Genomic DNA, 734 nt, shown 5'->3' with positions numbered 1-734 from the left:
GGCTCCAAACTACACGACATGGACACATCTAACTAATATTAATGTGAATTTTCCTATACCACCTTCAAGTAATGCCGCAATTAGGAGAAGGACCGTAATAAGTGGTCCGGCTTCCGTCACATTTGAGTCTCGGTTGGCTGGTGCGACCCACTATGTAGAGCTTCGCTATCAGATCGGCTCTGGTGCTGAGGTTGTGGCAGGTTCATGGAGTCAGGAGGGCGTTGCCACCAACACTTACTATACTGGCAATCTCAACATCGACACGGTTGAGCCCATTATATTTCGGATCTATACGCGATGTTCTGTTTCAGGCGGCACTGGTTCCGTGGTAACTTTGACCGTAAACAATGCCTATCAGTACTTTATTGTTGAGTAGGAGGAGGATGTCGCATGCGACTTGCCTATAACAAGTCGACGCTCAACTTCTTGGCTATGCAAGATCAGGATGGTGAATTCGACGAAGAGACGATCAATTTAATTCTTCCGTTTGTTGCAAGCAGAGAAGAAATCGGGGTGCTGCAGCTCGAATACACCTGTAATTATGTAAGGAGCCGCGGACACTTAATCGTTGAGCAGGATGGTGTTGTAAAGCTTTTACTTGAAGAGCGGCAGCCAGATGTCGGAGAAAATACGGAAGGTGGCGGCGCGGCATGAATGAAGCAGTTCGCGCCTTTTGTAATGTTGACGAGTGGCATGCAGCCGGTTATACGGGGAAAGGACAGAAGATCGGGGTT

General features: G+C 48.1%; 2 protein-coding genes. Both read left to right on the top strand.

Annotation, left to right across the window (positions count from 1 at the left end):
• A partial coding sequence (locus tag ACFSW5_RS26100) for a hypothetical protein (protein WP_379280497.1) occupies positions 1-376 on the top strand: 376 nt, incomplete at its 5' end.
• 14 nt (positions 377-390) lie between these two features.
• The gene (locus ACFSW5_RS26095; protein WP_379280494.1) at positions 391-654 is read left to right on the top strand and encodes a hypothetical protein; all 264 of its coding nucleotides are present in this window, start codon (positions 391-393) and stop codon (positions 652-654) included.
• The last annotated feature ends 80 nt before the right edge of the window (positions 655-734 follow it).

This window comes from Paenibacillus thailandensis, from assembly GCF_042685365.1.
In the GTDB taxonomy this organism is placed as follows: Bacteria; Bacillota; Bacilli; order Paenibacillales; family Paenibacillaceae; genus Paenibacillus_AP; species Paenibacillus_AP thailandensis.
Note: the sequence above shows the minus strand (reverse complement) of the source record. Positions and strands in the feature narration are given on the sequence as shown.

What these genes read in the sequence shown, in the direction of transcription:
- ACFSW5_RS26095 (WP_379280494.1), top strand. Translation starts at nt 391, where the DNA reads ATGCGACTTGCCTATAACAAGTCGACGCTCAACTTCTTGGCTATGCAA.